Origin of the sequence: Gilliamella sp. ESL0254, assembly GCF_013344985.1 — a bacterium.
In the GTDB taxonomy this organism is placed as follows: Bacteria; Pseudomonadota; Gammaproteobacteria; order Enterobacterales; family Orbaceae; genus Gilliamella; species Gilliamella bombicola.
The window spans coordinates 774,282-795,136 of sequence record NZ_JAAEDU010000001.1 but is presented as its reverse complement, the minus strand read 5'-3'; the positions used below and the strand labels follow the sequence as shown (position 1 = coordinate 795,136).

Annotated in this window: 19 protein-coding genes; 7 read left to right on the top strand and 12 right to left on the bottom strand. The window is 36.8% G+C overall.

What is annotated here, in order from left to right:
- Window positions 1-22: 22 nt before the first annotated feature.
- On the bottom strand, window positions 23-3,481 hold the full coding sequence (mfd, locus tag GYX25_RS03785; RefSeq protein ID WP_174786759.1) for a transcription-repair coupling factor: 3,459 nt from the start codon (window positions 3,479-3,481) through the stop codon (window positions 23-25).
- 158 nt (window positions 3,482-3,639) lie between these two features.
- Here mfd and lolC point away from each other — a divergent pair, with 158 nt between their 5' ends.
- From lolC to lolE, 3 genes are read left to right on the top strand one after another with little or no spacing between them, the layout of a single operon-like run.
- The gene (gene lolC, locus GYX25_RS03780; RefSeq protein WP_091347251.1) at window positions 3,640-4,842 is read left to right on the top strand and encodes a lipoprotein-releasing ABC transporter permease subunit LolC; all 1,203 of its coding nucleotides are present in this window, start codon (window positions 3,640-3,642) and stop codon (window positions 4,840-4,842) included.
- Window positions 4,835-5,539, top strand: a complete 705-nt coding sequence (gene lolD, locus GYX25_RS03775; protein ID WP_091347090.1) for a lipoprotein-releasing ABC transporter ATP-binding protein LolD — start codon at window positions 4,835-4,837, stop codon at window positions 5,537-5,539. The genes lolC and lolD overlap by 8 nt, the downstream gene beginning before the upstream one ends.
- A gap of 13 nt (window positions 5,540-5,552) precedes the next feature.
- Entirely contained in the window at window positions 5,553-6,791 is a 1,239-nt protein-coding gene (gene lolE, locus GYX25_RS03770; protein WP_180214326.1) for a lipoprotein-releasing ABC transporter permease subunit LolE, read from the top strand.
- Between the two features lie 58 nt (window positions 6,792-6,849).
- On the opposite strand, the gene GYX25_RS03765 is transcribed toward lolE, so the two are convergent.
- Together GYX25_RS03765 and GYX25_RS03760 are read right to left on the bottom strand one after the other, a co-directional pair.
- Window positions 6,850-7,581 carry a rhomboid family intramembrane serine protease gene (locus GYX25_RS03765; RefSeq protein ID WP_174786758.1) on the bottom strand — a complete coding sequence of 244 codons (732 nt, stop codon included), beginning with the start codon at window positions 7,579-7,581 and terminating at the stop codon, window positions 6,850-6,852.
- A 43-nt stretch (window positions 7,582-7,624) separates the two neighbouring features.
- Window positions 7,625-8,119, bottom strand: coding sequence for a GNAT family N-acetyltransferase (locus tag GYX25_RS03760; RefSeq protein ID WP_091347083.1), 495 nt, complete (start codon window positions 8,117-8,119; stop codon window positions 7,625-7,627).
- Between the two features lie 874 nt (window positions 8,120-8,993).
- On the opposite strand from GYX25_RS03760, the gene GYX25_RS03755 reads away from it, so the two are divergent.
- Entirely contained in the window at window positions 8,994-10,436 is a 1,443-nt protein-coding gene (locus tag GYX25_RS03755) for a hypothetical protein (RefSeq protein ID WP_174786757.1), read from the top strand.
- A 199-nt stretch (window positions 10,437-10,635) separates the two neighbouring features.
- On the opposite strand, the gene GYX25_RS03750 is transcribed toward GYX25_RS03755, so the two are convergent.
- From GYX25_RS03750 to GYX25_RS03740, 3 genes are read right to left on the bottom strand one after another with little or no spacing between them, the layout of a single operon-like run.
- The gene (locus GYX25_RS03750) at window positions 10,636-10,857 is read right to left on the bottom strand and encodes an EexN family lipoprotein (RefSeq protein ID WP_091347078.1); all 222 of its coding nucleotides are present in this window, start codon (window positions 10,855-10,857) and stop codon (window positions 10,636-10,638) included.
- 39 nt (window positions 10,858-10,896) lie between these two features.
- On the bottom strand, window positions 10,897-11,112 hold the full coding sequence (locus GYX25_RS03745) for an EexN family lipoprotein (protein ID WP_091347076.1): 216 nt from the start codon (window positions 11,110-11,112) through the stop codon (window positions 10,897-10,899).
- Between the two features lie 50 nt (window positions 11,113-11,162).
- Entirely contained in the window at window positions 11,163-11,744 is a 582-nt protein-coding gene (locus tag GYX25_RS03740; protein WP_091347074.1) for an IMPACT family protein, read from the bottom strand.
- A 60-nt stretch (window positions 11,745-11,804) separates the two neighbouring features.
- Here GYX25_RS03740 and nfi point away from each other — a divergent pair, with 60 nt between their 5' ends.
- Window positions 11,805-12,470: a deoxyribonuclease V gene (nfi, locus tag GYX25_RS03735; protein WP_446718911.1), complete on the top strand. Its 666-nt coding sequence runs from the start codon at window positions 11,805-11,807 to the stop codon at window positions 12,468-12,470.
- On the top strand, window positions 12,460-13,206 hold the full coding sequence (locus tag GYX25_RS03730) for a tRNA1(Val) (adenine(37)-N6)-methyltransferase (protein WP_167349290.1): 747 nt from the start codon (window positions 12,460-12,462) through the stop codon (window positions 13,204-13,206). Before nfi ends, GYX25_RS03730 begins: the two co-directional genes overlap by 11 nt.
- A gap of 227 nt (window positions 13,207-13,433) precedes the next feature.
- Here GYX25_RS03730 and GYX25_RS03725 read toward each other — a convergent pair whose 3' ends face one another.
- From GYX25_RS03725 to lolB, 6 genes are all read right to left on the bottom strand, one after another.
- On the bottom strand, window positions 13,434-14,834 hold the full coding sequence (locus GYX25_RS03725; RefSeq protein ID WP_085247989.1) for a basic amino acid/polyamine antiporter: 1,401 nt from the start codon (window positions 14,832-14,834) through the stop codon (window positions 13,434-13,436).
- A gap of 49 nt (window positions 14,835-14,883) precedes the next feature.
- Window positions 14,884-15,654 (bottom strand): dimethylargininase, encoded by a 771-nt coding sequence (ddaH, locus tag GYX25_RS03720; RefSeq protein ID WP_091347067.1) that lies wholly within the window; start codon window positions 15,652-15,654, stop codon window positions 14,884-14,886.
- A gap of 260 nt (window positions 15,655-15,914) precedes the next feature.
- Window positions 15,915-16,466, bottom strand: coding sequence for an adenine phosphoribosyltransferase (gene apt / locus GYX25_RS03715; RefSeq protein ID WP_091347065.1), 552 nt, complete (start codon window positions 16,464-16,466; stop codon window positions 15,915-15,917).
- 180 nt (window positions 16,467-16,646) lie between these two features.
- Complete coding sequence (locus GYX25_RS03710; protein ID WP_174786755.1) at window positions 16,647-17,708, bottom strand: bifunctional transcriptional activator/DNA repair enzyme AdaA; 1,062 nt, start codon at window positions 17,706-17,708, stop codon at window positions 16,647-16,649.
- A 178-nt stretch (window positions 17,709-17,886) separates the two neighbouring features.
- On the bottom strand, window positions 17,887-18,726 hold the full coding sequence (gene ispE, locus GYX25_RS03705) for a 4-(cytidine 5'-diphospho)-2-C-methyl-D-erythritol kinase (protein WP_091347063.1): 840 nt from the start codon (window positions 18,724-18,726) through the stop codon (window positions 17,887-17,889).
- A gap of 12 nt (window positions 18,727-18,738) precedes the next feature.
- Window positions 18,739-19,359, bottom strand: coding sequence for a lipoprotein insertase outer membrane protein LolB (gene lolB / locus GYX25_RS03700; RefSeq protein WP_091347061.1), 621 nt, complete (start codon window positions 19,357-19,359; stop codon window positions 18,739-18,741).
- Between the two features lie 191 nt (window positions 19,360-19,550).
- Between lolB and hemA the strand changes: the two genes are divergently transcribed.
- Window positions 19,551-20,822: a glutamyl-tRNA reductase gene (hemA, locus tag GYX25_RS03695; RefSeq protein WP_174786754.1), complete on the top strand. Its 1,272-nt coding sequence runs from the start codon at window positions 19,551-19,553 to the stop codon at window positions 20,820-20,822.
- Window positions 20,823-20,855 lie beyond the last annotated feature (33 nt).

Below are 20,855 nucleotides of genomic sequence, written 5' to 3'. Positions count from 1 at the left end.
TTATTTATTATATTTTAAATTATCATTCTTGATGATCTGCAAAATTAGTCAACAAATTTTTAATATATTCAATACGTTCATTGCGTTGTAATTCTGATTTTTGTAATTTTAATCGATTTGAGCTTTCTAGGCGATAATTTTTTGGTTCTTTTTGAATTATTTGAATTAAGTAATCGACAGACACTTTATTATTTGGACCAAATTCAATATAACCGCCTTTTTCGCCAAATTCGATTTTGGTAATGCCTAATTGGCTTGCATGATAACGGATTTTGGTGGTTTCTAATAAAAACAGCACGGCATCGGGTAATTGACCAAAGCGATCTCGCATTTCGACTTGAATGTCGGTTAGCTCGTCTAGATCATCAATGCTAGCAATGCGTTTATATAGCGATAAGCGTGTATTGACATCGGGAATAAAGTCATCAGGAATTAATGTTGGCAATCTTAACTCTACTTCGGTTTGTTGGCTATTAAGTAATGATTCCAGTGTGGGTTCTTTGCCTTCTTTTAATGATTTGACTGCATCATCAAGCAGTTCAATATAAAGGTTAAAGCCAATAGTTTCAATTTGTCCACTTTGATCACTACCCAATAGCTCGCCTGCACCCCGAATTTCAAGATCGTGTGTGGCTAGGGCAAAGCCGGCTCCTAAATCTTCAAGGGATGCGATCGCATCTAAGCGCTTTTTAGCATCTTTAGTGAGTAATTTAGGATGTGGCGTTAACAAATAAGCATAGGCTTGATGGTAAGAACGCCCAACTCGCCCCCTGAGTTGATGTAACTGAGCTAAACCAAATTTATCGGCACGATCAATAATAATGGTATTAGCGTTAGGAATGTCGATACCAGTTTCAACAATGGTAGTACAAACAAGTATGTTAAAGCGTTGATGATGAAAGTCATTCATCACACGCTCTAAGTCGCGTTCATGCATTTGTCCATGACCAATGGTAATGCGTGCTTCGGGCACCAATTCTGCCAGTTTTTCGCTGACTTTTTCGATATCAGAAATGTCATTGTGTAAATAATAAATCTGACCACCACGTAAAATTTCACGCAAAATGGCTTCTCTAATCACAAGATCATCATATTCTCGAACAAAGGTTTTTACCGCCAGTCGTCGAGCAGGTGGCGTTGCGATAATCGAAAGATCTCGCATACCACTCATTGCCATGTTTAGTGTTCGTGGAATTGGGGTTGCTGTTAGCGTTAAAATATCGATATTTGCTCGCATTGCTTTAATGCGTTCTTTTTGACGAACGCCAAAGCGGTGTTCTTCATCAACAATTAGTAAACCTAAATCTTTCCATTTGATATCTTCTTGTAGCAATTTATGCGTACCAATCACAATATCAATTTTGCCTTCGCCAAGAGCCTCTATAATGGCTTTTTGTTGTTTAGCTGTTTTGAAGCGAGACAGGCTCTCTATACGAATAGGCCAATTGGCGAAACGATCACAAAAGCTTTCGTAGTGTTGTTCAGCAAGTAGAGTTGTTGGCACTAAAACGGCTGTTTGTTTATGATTAATAACAGCTAAAAAGGCTGCACGAATGGCAACTTCGGTTTTACCAAACCCCACATCACCACAGACTAATCGGTCCATGGCATAAGGCGAGCACATGTCGCCAATTACAGCGCCAATGGCATTTTGTTGATCATCAGTTTCTTGATAAGGGAATCCTTGGCAAAATAGTTCATATTGCTCACGATCTTGTTGAAATTGAAATCCGGGTTTACTTTCACGTTCGGCATAGATATCGAGTAACTCCGCTGCGACATCACGCACTTTTTCGGCCGCTTTTTGCCGAGCTTTACTCCAAGCATCAGTGCCTAATTTATTCAGTGGGGCGTTTTCTTCATCGCCACCTGAGTAACGACTTATTAAGTTTAATGACGAAACGGGAACATAAAGTTTGGTATCATTGGCATACAACAAAATTAGATATTCTGCCGTAATACCGCCTGTTTCTAACGTTGTAAGACCTGCATAACGACCCACACCGTGCTCTAAATGTACAACGGGTTTTCCTGGTGTTAATTCAGCTAGACTACGAATGAGTGAGTCGGTATTAATCGCTTGTTTATTTTCTTTTTTACGACGAATAATGCGCCGACCTAATAGTTCGTTTTCGGTAATAAAAGCGTAATTTTTTTGTTGATCAATAAAGCCTTGTTCACTGGTACCAATCATTAAACAAAAACGGTTATCCGTATTGGTTTGTTCATCAAGCTGATTGATGGTGGTTGGATGAATACGAATTCTGCCAAGAATTTCTTGTAACGCTTCCTTGCGTCCTTCAGACTCAACCGAAAAGATGATTTTACCCGAAAAATTATCAGCAAATTGTTGAAATTGCCAATAAGGATCTTTTTGTTGGATCTGAATGGCGATTTCAGGTAATGCAGAATAAGGTAAATTAATATTTCTATTCGATTCTACGATTGTCGAATTTGATATTACTATTCTTGGGTAGTTTTTGAAATGGGCAAAAATTTCATCAGTTTTAGACCAAATAATTGCAGGCTCAAGCAATGGACGCATTGGATCGACTTTACGGCTTTCATAACGTTGGGAAATATCTTGCCAATATTTGTTAGCATATTGCTCAATATTAACGGTATTGATAATTAAGGTATTTGCTAAAAAATAAGAAAATAGTGGTGTTAATGGTTCGTTAAAAAAGAGAGCTTGCCAATATTCAATGCCGGTTGGCAAAATATTTTTGCTAACTTGTTGATAGATGCTTTCTGCATCTAATCTTACTTCAAATTGTTCACGCCATTTACTGCGGAACAGCTCAATTGATGCTTTATCAAATGGAAATTCATGTGCAGGTAGTAGCTGGATTTCTTCAATTTCGTTAAGCGTTCGCTGGTTTTCAACATCAAAGGTGCGTATGCTGTCGATTTCGTTATCAAAAAAGTCGATACGATAAGGCTTATCACTGCCCATTGGATAGATGTCAAACAGCTCGCCGCGAGTAGCATATTCGCCATGCTCCATGACTTGGCTGACTGAGCGATAGCCTGCATTTTCAAGTTGTAAACGTAAGTGTTCACGACTAATTTGCTGACCCTTTTTCATCATAAACACATGCCCGCCTAAATAGCTTTGAGGGCAGACTTTTTGCATTAAGGTATTGATGGGTAAAATCAAAGCACCTTTGGTTAAATGACCAAGATGATAAAGGCAGGATAAACGTTCTGATACAATATCTTGATGTGGTGAAAAACTATCATAAGGTAACGTTTCCCAATCGGGAAAAAAGATAGCAGGAAACGGCGAAAACTGCTTAAGCTCTCCATGTATGCGGGCGGTTTGTTGCATATCATCAGTAATAATCACCACTAAACCATCGTGTGCGTCTATTACTTGGGCACAAAATTGTGACAACGATGAACCGATGAGTTGTCCAATTTGCTTTACTTCACCCGATTTTTGAGGAATTAATGTTGAACTAGGTTGTATTTTTGACATGATGAATTTGTTGATATTGCTGAAAAATTATCAACAGATTATAACGTAATTACGTGGTTGTTTTCTATAACTGTTTAATCCTGTATGATAAGCACCTTGCAATTAACTAGCAGAACTTTGTCAAAAAGTTTTAGGTAATATATACGTTTATGTCAAAGATATTTCGTCCATTAGTCTTTTTTATTGGTTTGCGCTATGTGTATGGGCAAAAAACGGATGGGTTTGGTCGCTTTGTGTCATGGTTGTCGATGATTGGGATTATGCTTGGTTCCATTGGCTTGATTGTCGTTTTATCGGTCATGAATGGGCTTGAAGATCAAATGCAAGGTAGTATTTTGAAGTTTCTACCTCAAGCGCAGATCACAACTCCACAGGGGCGTATTGATCCTAATGTTGTTACTCGTGAACAGTTTATCCATATTCAAGGCGTTAATCATATAAGCCCTTTAGTTACTGGTGATGTGGTTTTGCAAAGTGAGCAAAGTATCACTGTGAGCACCTTAATGGGTATTACGCCAGAAGATAATGACCCAATCAATGATTATATCTATAGTGGTTCTGTTTTGGACTTGCAGGCAGGGCAGTATAATGTCATTATTGGGCAAACATTAGCCAATCAATTAGGCGTAACCGTTGGCGACAAAATTCGCTTAATGGTGACAGATGCTAGTCAAATTACGCCTGTTGGACGCATTCCTTCACAGCGCTTATTTAATATTGTTGGGCTATTTTCAGTTAATCATGATATTAATCAATCTCTAATTTATGTTCATCAGTCCGATGCTCGGAATTTGTTACGTTACCCTGCTAATATGATAACAAGTTGGCGTTTATTTTTAGATAAACCGCTTGATATCGCTTCTGTAACAAATACTCCATTACCAGACGGGTTAGTTTTTAATGATTGGCGTGTTAAACGTGGTGAGCTGTTTCAAGCGATTAAAATGGAAAAAAATGTTATGGGCTTATTGATTAGTTTAATTGTCATTGTTGCCGCTTTTAACATTATCACCTCGCTAAGTTTACTCGTTATGGAAAAACAAGGCGAAGTTGCGATTTTGAAGACGCAGGGCTTGTCTCGTTTTAAAATCATGCTGATTTTTATTATTCAAGGAGCAAGTTCAGGGGTAATTGGCACGTTATTAGGTAGTGCATTTGGCCTGTTACTTGCTTGTTATCTAAACGAAATTATGCAAGTGCTTGGTTTATCGTTTGCTGGCATTCAATTGCCATCATTGGTTGAGCCAACACAAGTTGTTTTTATTATTATTGGATTGCTTATGTTATCGCTAATTTCAACTATTTATCCTGCATATCGTGCAGCCAATATACAACCAGCCGAGGCTTTACGTTATGAATAATCCACAAATACTTCTAAGCGCCAAGAACCTTTATAAAACCTATAACGAAGGCAAAATGGTGACCGAGGTGTTAAAAAATGTCTCGTTTGATATCTACCCAAAATCATTACTCGCCATTATTGGTAGTTCAGGATCAGGTAAAAGCACGTTATTACATCTATTAGGTGGGCTTGATAAACCCACTTCGGGCGAAATTATGTTTAAGTCCAAACAACTTAACCAATTATCCGAGGTCGAAAAGGCGCAGCTACGTAATCAAGAAATCGGCTTCGTTTATCAATTCCATCATTTATTGCCCGATTTTACAGCGCTAGAAAATGTCGCAATGCCATTATTAATTGGTGGTGTATCCCCAAATGAAGCAAAAAAACGTGCCATGGCGATGCTTGAATCGGTTAATTTGGCTAAACGAGCTAATCATCGTCCATCTGAGCTATCAGGCGGTGAGCGTCAGCGTGTGGCAATTGGGCGTGCGTTAATTAATAACCCTGCACTAGTCATGGCTGATGAGCCAACAGGAAACCTTGATAAATCAACTGCTGATGCGATTTTTGATTTACTTATTAAACTAAATCGCGAACATGGCACTGCGTTCTTGGTGGTGACGCATGATCTTGAGCTCGCTAATAAGCTTGATAAACAAATGGTGATGAGAGATGGGCAACTATCTGATAACTCATCATCAGATAATCAATGAATAGGTAATTAGTATGAATTTATCTTTAATTACCGCCATTAAATTCCGTAAAGGTCGCCGTAAAAGTGGTATGGTATCGTTGATTTCGATCATTTCAACACTCAGTATCGCCATTGGCATTGCCGCTTTAATTATAGGGTTAAGTGCCATGAACGGCTTCGAGCGCGAGTTACATAATCGGGTTTTATCTGTGGTGCCACATGGGCAACTATATCCTGAATACGGCAATTTAGATAATTGGCAACATATTCAACAAGAACTCAAAAGTAACAGCCATATTGTATCGGCCTTACCGTTTGTTAATTTTACCGGATTAATCGAAAACGGCAGCAAACTAGCCGCAGTACAAGTACAAGGGCTAGATCCCGAACAAGAAGTGCAAGTTAGCGCACTGCCTAATTATGTCCTGAATAATAAATGGCAAGAGTTTAAGCCCGATAGCCAGCAAGTGATTATTGGAGCTGGGCTAGCTAAGAGCTTGTCGATAAATGAAGGGGGATGGGTTTCTTTATTAATTCCTGTATCGAGTGGGCCAAACCAACTCAAGCCGCCTAAACGCGTTCGTTTGCAAGTGGTGGGCATTTTAGAGTTAAGCGGTAGTTTAAGTAACAATATTGCATTGATCCCCTTAACCGATGCACAAAAACTTCTAAGTATGGGCGATAGTGTTACAGGCATTATGGTCAATGTGAATGATGTCTATCAAGCTAATAATCTTATAGGGCAGGCTGTATTAGCCCTTGATGAACCCCTAACATTTAATAGTTGGGAACAGACCTTTGGCTTTATGTATCGCGATATTCAAATGATCCGGCAAATCATGTATTTAGCCATGATTGTAGTGATTGGCGTGGCTTGTTTTAACATTGTGTCAACGCTTGTCATTGCCGTCAAAGACAAACAGCGAGATATCGCCATATTAAAAACGCTAGGTGCAACCAATCGGTTAATTCGGCATATTTTTATTTGGTATGGTGTGATATCAGGATTAATTGGTAGCTTAATGGGTGTTGTTTTAGGTGTGATATTGTCTTGGCAACTGTCGAATATTATGGGTGGAGTTGAGTCATTGCTGGGGCATAAAATCCTAAATAGTAATATCTATTTTATCGACTTTTTACCCTCTGAAATCCATCTATTTGATGTAGTAATAGTGTTTATTACCGCTATGTTACTCAGCTTAATTGCTAGTTACTATCCAGCTAAACGGGCTTGTAAAATCGATCCTGCACGGATTTTAAATAGCTTTTAGTCGTATCAAGTTTGCATAAAAAAGGCGCTGATTGATGATAATCAGCGCCTTTTTATTGTTAATAATAGACGTAATAACCACTAGGTAAAGCATAGCGCATATATTGTGCATAGATCCCCAATGCAGTGACAATAAATACAAGGCTAATAATAAGCCAACTTAGCTTACTTGGGTATTTGAATGTTTTAAGGCATAACGAAATCAGCCCACCCAGCACAAACCCAGCGCAAGCGCCACCGATATGTGCCATATTATCGATTGAAGGTAATAAGCCTAATCCTGCAGTTAATACCAAACTAACTAGCATTGCTTTGACTGGCATTTCTTGTATATTGGTTTTAAACACCAAACAATAAGCTAGTAAAGCGGTAATAATCCCTAAAATTGCCCCCGATGCCCCACAGCTAATCACATTGTGATTGATAGTTGCAATATCACTTGATAAGCTTCCAACTAAGCCTGAAAAAAGATAAATACCTAAAAAAGCCATGGCGGGAATGCGCTTTTCTAAAATTGGTCCAGTGCTCCATAATGCCAGCATATTCATGGCTAAATGCGTAAAACTGACATGCATAAATAAATTAGTAAACATCCGCCAATACTGGCCAGAAAAAGTTAGCTCCGCAATATCGGCACCCCAATCAATTAAAAAGCGATTTTCATTTAGTGGCGAAAACCCGCGGCTATCAAGTAGCCGAAATGCAAAAAAACACAGAATGTTGATTACTACTAGCGTCGTGGTGATTTTAGATTGACTAGCGTAATATTTAATATCATTTAAGGTGCTCATTAAAATTCCTTTTGAATAGTTGAATTTATTGGTAATAGGCGGGTTAATCTAATCGTTTACCCAATATTACTAAATCACGCTGAACATTATCCAATTCAGCAATTTTTGGAAGAAGCCCCCATTGTTGGTACTGCATTTTTTTAAATAAATTAACACTGGGTAAATTATGTCGAAACACATAACTAAAAATTGCCTCAATTCCTGCTTGTTTTGCAAATTGTTCAATTTTATCTACCATAAATTGACCAATTTTTTTACCTCGAAAATCCTGATCAAGATATAAGCTAATCTCAACCGTTTTATAAAAAGCAGGGCGCCCATAAAACGAAGATAAACTGATCCAACCACAAGGTTGATCTTGATATTTAATTAACCAAAGCGGACGATTTTGAGGGTTATGCTGGTAAAACCATTCTAATCGGCTTTCAACAGAAACAGGTACCGTATCAGCAGTCACTTGACGACTAGCAATTGTTGAATTATAGACATCGACAATAAATGGTAAATCTTCTAACGTAGCATTGTGGTAAGTGATCATGTTTTTGCTGTAAGTGGTTAAAAGAAATTATTGTAATTTTATTATTGAATGTAGGCAATAAGGGATATTTTTATCATGAAGAAAACACAGCGTAACAATGGTTTATTATTAAACTAAAAATAAAAATAAAATCAATTAATTATATGGCTGTTTTTAATGATTAAATTTGCTCATTGTCAAAAAAACAAAAATTCATTTAACCCTTTTTATCAATCTGCAGTCAAGCGCAGGATGATTGCTCAGAAGATTTGCTAATCCGCTTAGATCGGACGTGATCACGGTAGTTACTTTGAACACCCAAAGCAAACTTCCGAAACCTACACACTTAATTAATTCTAATCACATATAACAAAAAGTACTTTATTTTTTGCCAAAAATCGGTCAGGAAAGGTATTGATTTTATTGAAGTTTTTATTCTGTGGTTTTTAGGCGAAAAACACCACCCAAAACCAGCTTCTAGCAGTATACCAACGTAGATTGACGCAGCCTTTAACAAAACTTTACAAATTTTTAACAAAAAAACTAGCGCATTATTAATCAACCGACTATAATTTAAGCGCTTTTAAAGCAAGGGAGTGCTCATTAGTTGAGCGGTCAATTATAAAAAATTCAAATAAAACAAAAATTTACTTGACAGGATAATCGAAATGCGCTATCATAATCGGCATCTGGCATCTGGCATCTGGCATGCCAAACCTACGCCCTAAATCTTTTTCAATATCATCGTAGTCAAAATCAGACTCCATTCTTATTTTTATCACCGAAATCATCTAGCTTAGTGAACTCGCCGAGTTTATCGGTAGGGTTGTTGTCGAGGCAGAGATTCAATCTTTTATCGTTCTTATTAAGGTCTTCGTTATGCATTGCGGCGTTATTGTTTTGGTTGTGTTCATTTGGTGCACAGGCCTTAACAGCGCAAACCTCAAGGGTTATTGAGGGTAGTGGGCCGTATTTAACATCTGATGGAGGCCAAACCAAGGTAACAGACCTTGAATCGTTGCTCACCATTACGTTGCCTCATGGTGTAAAGGTCTCGCCGTCAACGAATACATCAAGTAGGACAAATCCAATAGTATTATCAACATGGCGTACTTTGGGTGATATAAAGACTATTTTTCCACCATCGACCACTTATTTGAGTTTAAATGATTTAGTCAATCGTTATCATTATTGGGGAGATGATGATGGAGATGGAGGTGTAACGGCGACAGGGACTTTATGGCTTTCGTTACATGATAAGAATGGAGATACTGTACGTCTTAATGATACATTAGATGCATGTAAGGCGCCTTATCAGTTAACAATAGGTCTTAGCTCTGATGGTGGTAGTTTAACTACACAGTATGGCGTGCCAAATCGTCGTGTATTTTCAACCACTAATGACAGAGAGACTTATTATTTCAGTCCAAATGAAAATTGTTTCTTTTTTGTGCAGTCGGTAAGGCCGAATTTGTTATATGGTGGTACTACTGGCCGTCAATATCGTCCTCAATATGCCGGTCCATCTAACATATGGAATCCTACAAAGGGTTTTTTAACTCAGTCAACGCGTTCATCATCTTATGGCCAAAATTTTCCTACAACGGGTACTAATGGGGTGTATTTTGACTTAGAGATGCCTGCAGGAGTGGATGGAAGCCAGTTGAGTTGGACTGTTAACACTAGTGGTCGTATAAGGGCAGATGTGCGTTGGGTGCGACCAAGCCGAAGCAGTAGCTACGATAAATGGATTACTGATAAATCCAGTTATGTAACAAGGGTATGGTTAAGCGGTCCTGTGGCGACTTATACTCAACAACAGTCAGCTAATCCTAGTCCACTTGAACGTCCATCTTTGCCACAGAAGTTTGAGTTGGTGGGTAGGGATGGTGATGGTCGTGAGGTGAGGTATGGATTTGTCTTACAGAAGTGGTTCGTAAGTCGGGGGAATAAAGGGTATTTTTGGTCTGACGAAATGATGTCTTGGTGTAGTCGTTTGGGTTATCGTGTAGCACGGCTCAGGGATTTAACTAACTCAAAGTGTGGTGTTGATAATACTAATTTCCCATGTCAAAATGGTATAGATGGCGCCACGCCTAGGTCATCTGGTAATTATTACATGCGTCATATCGGAGCTGGTTTTTTCTCGGAGTGGGGCAATATGGAATTCTACCATAATAGCGACTTCGGCTACTCCTTCTGGCTGAATGAATCTAAGGCCTCCTCTCTTCTTTTTAGCTGGGGCATCGTGATCCTCTGGGACCAAAGCGTCGGCAGACCCTTGCCCGACGGCCACATAGGCTACAACATCTATTCCTCTATTTGCACCACACCTTAGCTTTTATAGCTTAGTCCTTAATCCTTGGGCCGCAGGGGTGGTTACGGTGCTAATAGAGGATAATATAGCAACAAACAGTCCCGCTTTGGGCGCTGAGTCGGCTAGGACTGCATGCTTCGTGCTGTTGAAGTTAATTAATAAAATTTATTCTACATATTGAAATTTTAAAAGCCACATGAGTGGCTTTTATTCATTTAAATTAATCAGTCCATTTTCCAGTATTAGTTGGTCTACTAAGTCCAATCATTGCTTTGTGAGAATTTTGACAATTTAAACTGTCACCATCTATTTCACCGTTTTTACATTTTTTGCGGTATTCATCTAGTAGTTCTTTATTATTTTTAAAATCTTCTACTGTATAAATCTTTTCGTTACATCCGAATAAAAACATGGCAGTAATCAATATTAGTATTTTTTTCATATAATTCCTTATGGTTGCTAGTTAATACTAAAATTTGTATTAATTCCAGCTTGCATTACCAACTCTATTTTTTGAAATAATTGCTTTATGAGAATTTTGACAATTTAAACTATCACCATCTATTTCACCGTTCTCACATTTTTTACGGTATTCATCTAGTAGTTCTTTATTATTTTTAAAATCTTCTACTGTATAAGTCTTTTCGTTACATCCGAATAAAAACACGGCAGTAATCAATATTAGTATTTTTTTCATATAATTCCTTATGGTTGTTAGTTAATTATTTGATTATATAGTATTGTTTTTTACAACTCAATAATAACGCGTCCACGGGTGATGTCGCTGATATTTTTTTGCAGTAATTGCGATTTATCTTGTGTTATGCCTGTTGTGACTTTGACACCTTCAGCATCAAACTCTTGATTTTCAATAATGGCATCAAGCTCCTTTAGACGATTTTCAATAATTGGCCATTCACTATAATAGCAGTGAAATTGCAACGGAATACGGGCAATAAGTTCAATCAGCTCAGCTTGTTGCAAGCAGTGGCTAGCCGAACCACCATAAGCACGAATTAACCCGCCAGTACCCAGCTTTATACCGCCAAAGTAGCGAGTTACCACCACAACCACTTGGTCACAATCTTGCCCTTCAATGGCCGAAAGGATAGGGCGACCGGCAGTGCTGGTGGGTTCGCCGTCGTCGTTAAATCGATATTGTTGTCCAATCTTCCATGCCCAGCAGTTGTGAGTAGCGTTGGGATCACTGATTTGGTTAATAAAGTCGGTGGCTTGTTCGGCTGTTGTAACTGGCGCAGCATTGACAATAAAGCGGCTTTTTTTTATTTCTTCTGTTAGTTCAACGGGATTTGCTAATGTATATGGCATGCTAATTCTGGTAAAATCAATTTATTGTGGATAATAATACTGAACAGAATCAAAATGTCTATTAATTTAGAACAATTAAGGCAAACACAACAGACGTTAGCAAAACAAGTTATATTAACCGATGCGTTTTGTCAGTCGGTTAAATTTATTGGTGGAACCGATGTAGGCTTTGAGGATGATGGTCATGTGACTAGAGCTGCAATGGTTGTTCTTACTTATCCTGATTTTAAAGTTGTTGAATACCATATTGCTCGAATAAAAACGCAGTTTCCTTATATTCCCGGTTATTTATCTTTTCGTGAGTATCCCGCATTGATCGAGGCATGGCAGCAGGTAACTCAGAAACCCGATTTATTGTTCGTTGATGGGCAAGGTGTTGCTCACCCTCGACGTTTAGGTATTGCTAGTCATTTAGGTTTGTTGCTAGATATGCCAACGATTGGAGTGGCTAAAAAAAAGTTGTGTGGTCAGTATGAATCATTACCAAAACAAGCGGGTAGTGTCACACCTTTGCAAGATAAGCAAGAGCAGATAGGTTGGGTGCTATGCAGTAAAAATAATTGCAATCCTTTATTTATTTCGGCCGGTCACCGAGTGAGTCAAGATAGTGCTTTAAAATGGGTTAATTTATGTTTGCGTGGCTATCGCTTGCCTGAACCCACTCGCTGGGCTGATGCGATTGCGTCAAATAAACCTTTGTTTAAAAATTTTAAACATGCACAATAATCCATTACCATTAAAAAAAGGTGGCTTTACCTTTAAACGTTTTTTTGTTGGGCATGACAAAAGTCCAATGAAGGTAACAACCGATAGTTGTTTGTTAGGCGCATGGGCGCCCATTCGTTCTGTTCCGCAAAAAATACTGGATATTGGCTGTGGTTGTGGCGTAATTGCGTTGATGTTAGCCCAGCGATTAGAACATAATCATTGTCAAATTGATGCGATTGATATTGATGTGCAGGCAGTGGCACAATGCCAGCAAAATAGCCAACAAGCTGGGTTTACCTCGGTTAATGCGATTAATATCGATATTAATCAATTTGAGCCAAGTCATGCCGTGGGCTATGATTTGATTGTGACCAATCCCCCTTATTTTGAATCCGCCATTGATTGTCGTAATCCGCAAAGGCAATTAGCACGCTATACCGAAAGTTTAAACTTTCAACAGCTTATTGACACGGTTAAGCGTTTATTAAACCCGGCAGGTCAATTTTGTTTAGTTTTGCCTTATCATTTATCCAATCAGTTTAGGTTATTATGTGAATCTAATCAGTTATATTTACACCAATTGATGAATGTTAGATATAGTGCAGATAAAGGCTTTTCGTTGTCGTTGATGGCTTTTTCATTAATTCAGTCTAATAAGATTAATTCGCAGGAATTGTGTATGCGAGATGATGATGGACGTTATTCACAAGAGTTTAGACGGTTGTTAGCTGATTTTTATCTGTTTCGAAAATAACGCTTAGATGCTTACTTATTTTTAATTTCATAGTGAATCTAATTTATTTAATAGTAAGTAATAAATCTTGATAAAAGAAATTTTCATCCTCAAAAGTTAAAGCATAAAATTAATGTTATATACAAATATAATTTATTATTTAAGTCGCTTGTATTCCTTTTATATATTTTTATTTTTTGCTCATATGAGGCTTTTTGAGATTGTCAAAAAGCCTCGACTAAATATGATCAGATCAAGAAGTATAAAATAGCGATGACAGCTAATAGGATAATTGCAATAGCATACACTTTGTCGTGTAAGTAACTAAATGCTGGTAAAGATCGTTCCTTTCTGGCATAGAGATAAAAACATAGTCCTACACTATAGAGTATCATGGAAAGTAATAAATAAGTTGTACCACCAGCATAAATCAACCATACTCCATAAATCGATCCTAAAGCGCCAATCATAATTAAATAGGCTTTGCCTTGTTGAATAGCCAATTTGAAAACAAAAAGTGCCGAAAGCAAGTAGGGGATCAGCACCATTGATGTTGATAACTGGATTAAGGTGTTGTAGCCCGATTGATTGAAATGAGCAAGGATAATTAATACCGTTATTAAGCTTGTTGTTAACCATAATGCGTTGGAAGGTGTACCCGCTTTGTTGAGTTTACCAAAGCAACTTGGCACCGTGTGCTGTTTGCCTTGACCGCTTAAAAATAGCATTTCGGCAGCTAGCATTAGCCACGATAATAATCCTCCACTGACCGATACGATTAAGCCGATGTTGATCAAGGTCGCCCCCCAACTACCAATGACACGTTCAATGACTAAGGCCATTGATGGGTTTTTCATTTGTGCCAGTTCTTGCTGTGGCACAATGCCAAGCGATAACACAGATACGCAAATAAGTAATAAACTGGTAATGGCAAAGCCAAAAAAGGTTGCGCGACTAATACTGATAATATTTTTGGCTCTTTTGGCATAAACCGTTGCGCTTTCAATTCCTAAATAGACCCAAACGGTATAAAGCATGGTGTTTTCAACTTGATCAATAATTGATCCTAATTGCGGTGTTCCCCAAAAGTCGATCTTAAATGTCGAGATTTTAAAGGCGAGGCTAACACAAACAATAAATAAACCAATAGGCACAATTTTAGCTAATGTAACTAAACAATTTAATAAAAAGGCGCGATATATTCCTTTCAATACAAAATAATGTACTATCCATAACAATAAAATAGCTGCAATAACTGCCGGTAATGTGGTGCCATGACCAAAGAAGTTTAAGCTATCAAAAGATCCTAATGCGCTAAATAAAATAACTAAGTAGCTAGTACACGACATCCATGCCGATATCCAGTATCCCCATGCTGCATTAAAGCCGATATAATCGCCAAATCCTTCTCGTACATAGCCGTATAATCCATCATTGATTTTGTAAAATCGGATCGATAAATATTGAAATACCCGTGTTAGCATGAACATGCCTAAAAGGGTTATTGTCCATGCAATTAAAATCCCTGCAGTCCCTGACCCTTCGGCCATGTTTTGCGGTAGGCTAAAAATTCCACTTCCTACAATACTGCCAACAACTAATAGAGTAAGGGGAAGTATGCCTAGCTTTTTTTGTATTGGTGTATTCATAGTTCGCTTATTGTTAAGTTGAGTATTAGTAGGTTTTCATTCAATCATTTTAAAATCGTAATGACATGCAACTTACGCCACCATCTATTTTTCGATATTCAGAGGTATCCACTTCGATAACTTGGTAACCAAGCTTTGCAATTTTACCTTTTGTGATTGGGTAGCCTGCAGGCATAATAACGCGGTCGTTAACCCATATGCAGTTAGCCGCATAACTTTCTTGCTCAGGGATTTCAATAATATTAAGGTGTTGGAATTCGGGTTTAGTGATAAATTCGCCTGCTGCTAATAAGTTGTTATTCTCTAAATAAGCAAGACCCGTTTTTAGATGTAACACTTTTTCGAGCTTAACTACTGAGCCAGTTAATCCGTACTTTTCTAAAATAGCTATCATTTGGTTAGCACCAGCTTGGTTGGTTCGAGCCGATAAGCCAATGTAGTAGTGGTTTTCAACCATCATTATATCGCCCGCTTCAACTGTGCCAGGTGCGTTAATTCTTTCCACTTTATTTGGATAAAATCTTTCGATGGTATCAGCAATAATTTCAGTTTCTTCTCTGCGGCTTTCGGCTCCCGGTCTTGTAATAATGGCACAATATGGCGTACAAAGGACTGCATCTTCAACAAATACCGAATCTGGAAAGCGTTCATCGGCGGGTAAAATTGTGATATCAACATCGCACAGTTGTAATGCTCGGATGTAATTGTTGTGCTGATCTAAGGCTTTTTGATAATCAGGTTTGCCCAAGTTAGCTGATGTTAAACCGTTGATTAGTGATTTAGCTGGTGTTCTTGCAATAATATGACTAAATTTTTTCATTTTTAACTCACTTTTGTTTTATAATTATGCTGTATTTTTGAATAATAATTCACTAAATGGACTAAATCAAGTTTAAATTTGATTTTTTATTCAACTTTGTTTTTATGGTGTTGGCTTTGAATTATTGTTGATTCTAAATTGTTGCGGATATTGTGAGTAAATTATCGATTGATGATTATACAGCGGTATAGAAGTGATAGAGGATATATAAAAAGGGTAATATAAATTACCCCTAAAAAAATGTTTTTTAAATAGATGGGTTATTCACCTTCAAAATCCACTAATGTAAAACAATTAATTCCCATATCAGTGAGTTTAGTTTTACCCTCTAAAGTGGGTAAATTAATTACAAAAGCTGCATCTTCAGCAATGCCGCCTGCTTTTTGTATCAATTTTGCTGTTGCTGCAACTGTACCACCAGTTGCTAATAAGTCATCGATAATTAATACGCGTTCACCGGGATTAATAGCATCTGAGTGAATTTCGAGTGTATCAGTACCATATTCTAATTGATATTCCTCTCTAAATACGTGACGCGGTAACTTATTTGGTTTTCTTACTGGCACAAAACCAACATTTAATGCTAATGCAATTGGAGCTGCAAAGATAAACCCACGCGCTTCGGTGCCAACCACTTTATCTATTTTTTTATCTCTATAGTGATCGATTAATAGCTCAACCGAAGATCGAAATGCAACAGGATCTTCAAGCAGGCTAGTAATATCACGAAATAGAATCCCTTTTTTAGGGTAATCGGGTATGGTGATAATACTATTTTTAATTAGTGCGAGTTTTTCTTGTAATTGAGTCATATTAAATGTTCTCTATATCATTTCTATAAGAATGGACAATTTTTCATTATATACTCTCGTCGTTTGGCATGGCAATAAACAAAAGACAATATCGCAGTAAAATAGAATCGTTGACTTGTTTTTTTACTTTTTTTTACAAATAAATACAATATTCACACAGTTTGTTTGAGGTAAATACATTTAGTTTTGATTTGAATATTTTTTTTCGTGTTCAATTAACCAACGTTTTCGCTCTAAGCCTCCACCATATCCCATTAATTCGCCATTTGAGCCAATGACTCGGTGACAAGGTACAATAATCGCAACTCGATTAAATCCATTTGCACTTGCCACTGCACGTATAGCCTGTGGATTATTAATCTTTTCTGCTTGTTGTTTATAGGTGGTTAGTTTTCCGTAAGGAATTTGTTTTAAACAATCCCAAACGTTGTTTTGAAAATCTGTTCCTGGTGTATGCAATTTGATATTAAAATGTTGCCTTTTCCCTTGGAAATATTCTTCAATTTCTTTTTTTGTCTGTTTTATATGGTTATTATCACCAAAAATAATTTTCATTTTTAGCTGTTTTTGTAGTTGTTCGAATTCAGTTTCTAGCATTCTTCTATCTACAAATTCTAATAAGCAAATCCCTTGATTGGTAGAACATACAAACATGGGCCCTAATGGCGTTGTTAAACGATTAATTAAAATAATGTCTTGATTGATACTTTCTAGTGGCGTGTTTTTGATGATTTTTTTATAGGTATATCCAAAACCACTTAAAGATTCATACCCCGTATTATAAGCAGTATTAATAACATTTTTTTTGACTTTAAGCTCTTGAAAAGCTTGGTTAATTCGGTACATCCTTTGATAAGTTTGGAAGGTGATTCCATAATGTTTTTTGAACCAGCGTCTTACCATTTCAGGGCTTATTTGATGTTTTTTTAATATGGTATCTGATACTTTTGTTTTAGGATTTTCTGTAATTAATGTGACGGCTTTAGTAACGTCAATAGGTGCTTCATTAGCATTTTCAGTTGGTTTGCAAATTTTACAAGGTCGATATCCTGCATCAAGTGCAGCTTTAAATGTATTAAAAAATTCAACATTTTCAAATTTTGGTTTTCTTGCTCTGCAAGTCGCAATACAAAATACTGATGTCGTTTTAACCCCTGCATAAAAGATTCCCACATATTTTTGATCTTTTGTGAGTAAAGCTTGATAATATTCTCTTATTTTGTCCGCATTACTAATAACCATAATTTTTTAAGCCTTAATTTTATTACATCTAATAATTAGTATGCATATTAAATAATATAGTAGCGGCTGCAACCGAAAAAACGACAACTATTTTTTATATTGAAAATTTGTCATAAATAAAGACGTTAGAATAAAAAAACTTAACCAATTAATGATGTGTTGGTTAAGTTCTTTTTATTTACTTTTTGTATAATGGTGAATTGTTTAATGATTTTGCTACAAAACTATTGACTGATAGTGTTTTAAGTTTGCCTTGAATGTCCAATGCTTGCTGCTCTGATTCACACTGTGTAAAAACACAAGCCCCAGTACCTGTTAATCTACTAGGAGCGAATTGTGATAAGTAAGTTATGAGTTTACCAACTTCAGGATAACGCTCGCGTACTACATTTTCACAATCGTTTTTAAACTGATCAAACGGTAAAGTGATAAGTTCTTGCATACTGAGCTTGGGCGTATCACGGCATAGTTTTGGGTCGTTAAAGACTTTTGCTGTTGATATTTCAATATTGGGGTAGGCGACTAGGTACCAGTGTTCAGGAATATCGATGCTTTGGAATTGATCACCAATGCCTTCAGCAAAAGCAGCATGTCCATAAATAAAAATTGGCACATCAGCCCCGATTGTTTGACCTATTTCAATTAATTCGTCAGTCGATAAGTTCAGTTGCCATAACTGATTTAGTGCGACTAATACAGTGGCTGCATTGGAAGAAGCACCGCCTAGTCCACCACCCATTGGGATTTTTTTATTAATTGTAATATCTACACCAATATTTTTTTTGTTAGCATACGACTTTAATCGTTCTGCGGCGATCGTAATTAAATTCTTATCGTCGGGAATGTTAGCAAATGGTGTTAATAATTTTATGTTGTCATCTTGACGGACTGTAAAGGTCAAAATGTCACAATAATCTACAAATTGAAACAGCGTTTGTAGGTTATGATAATTATCAGCACGACGGCCTGTAATATATAAGAATAAATTTAATTTAGCGGGTGATAACCATTGTTTCATAAATATTATCCGTTATCGTAAAACCCAGTTGCTAATTTTTAATCGAACCACTACATCATCATGGGTAAGTTCAATGATTGTAGGTAAATAAATTTCTTTATTTTTATAGGTATAATTTGTATAACTGGAAATTTTTAATGCCCATTTATTATTGCCTTGCATAAAGACGGTTGATATTAAGCGCCCTGAATTGTCTAATTTGTCAGCATTATTGTTGTCTGAAAATCCTTTTAACCAATTATGTAAAGAATTTAATGGTATATTTACGTTAGAGATTTTTTTCATTAGATTTTCAACGTTGACATCTTGATAACTTTCACCATTTTTATCAATCAGTTGTGCATAATTAGGCTCGGCTTTTAAGCTTAAAATATTGGTACCAACGGGGGTGGTTAATTTGACTTCGTAATTATCTGTTGACTGTTGGGTAATTAAAAATCGACCATAATTACGAGACTTATTACTCATATAAGCAATACTGCCGTTTACTTGAAACGCATTTATTTGTTGTAGATTCTGTTGGTGAGCTTGCCATTGTTGCTCAACTGAAGTTGAATTTTGTGATTTAGTAGATTGGCAAGCGGCAATAAATAAAGATAACACGATAATAAAAGCATATTTGATTTTAGACATGAAGTAACTCTTAGTTGTTAGTGTTTGTTGTCAACGATGAGTGTATTATAACCGATAATTATCTGAATAAGAAAAAGTAACTATGTAAATTAATCTTTATTCTTTTTTTATGTATAATATAGGTTTAGAGCTCGTTTAATATAAATAAAATAATTATATCAATATATAACCTTCAAAAAAGAAGCGATGCAATGTCCATTACAATTTTTGGTGTTAATCATAAAACTGCGCCAGTCGCTTTAAGGGAGAGACTTGCTTTTCCTACTGAGATTGTCGATAAAGCGCTATACAGCCTATACCAACATCCTTTGGTTGAAGGATGTGTCATTTTGTCTACCTGCAATCGAACAGAAATTTATTTGAGTTATGAGCATCAAACTGACTATCTTAGATTAAAACAGTCTGTAGAAAGTTGGTTGGGGCAATTTCATGATCTTGATATTGAGTTATATCAAGACTCACTCTATTGGTATGACGACCAACACGCTGTTGAGCATTTGATGTCGGTTGCTAGCGGTTTGGACTCAATGATCATTGGTGAGCCACAAATTTTAGGACAAGTTAAGCAGGCATATAGTTTTGCTCAAAAACAAAACTGTTTATCCGTCCAATTAAAAAAACTATTTCAAACAGTGTTTCATGTAGCAAAAATTGTCCGCAGTGAAACCAATATCGGTGCTAATACGGCATCCGTTGCCTATGCCGCTTGTTTAGTTGCTCGCAATCTTTTTGTTGATACTTCTCATTTAAATATTATGCTTGTTGGAGCTGGGGAAACGATAGAACTTATCTCTCGCTACTTAAAACCGCATGGGTTTAATCACGTGATTATTGCCAATCGTACCCGTGAAAAGGCATTAAAACTTGCGGCTGGTATTGATGCAGAAATCATTTCATTGCCTGATATTGCTAATCGACTTAAAGATGTTGATATTGTGATTAGTTCAACAGCAAGCCCTTTACCTATCATAGGTAAAGGGATGGTTGAACGCACTTTACGCGCTAGGAATTACCGTCAAATGCTGTTTATTGATTTAGCAGTGCCTCGCGATGTTGAGGAAGAGGTTAATCAGCTTGATAATGTGCATCTTTACACTATTGATGACTTACAAAAAACGGTTGAAAGTAATTTAGAGCAACGCGCTATTGCCGCTAAAGAAGCACAATATCTTATTCAAGAACAAGCTGAACATTTCATTGATTGGATTAAAACTAGACATGCAGTTGCTTATGTTAAGCAGTATCGTAGTAATGCGGAAAGTATTAAGCGTGAATTACAAATAAAAGCTTTAAATGCTATCAAGCAGGGTGCTAATATTGACGATGTTTTTGCTGAGTTTTCCCATCGTTTAACCAATAAATTAATCCACGCACCGACTCAAACATTACTCCATGCCGCTACACATGATTGTGATGACTGTTTCAAAGTGCTTAGTAAAGGTTTGGGCTTAAAAGAACATTAGTAAATATATCGCTTTGTCTAAAAAACGAGGAAT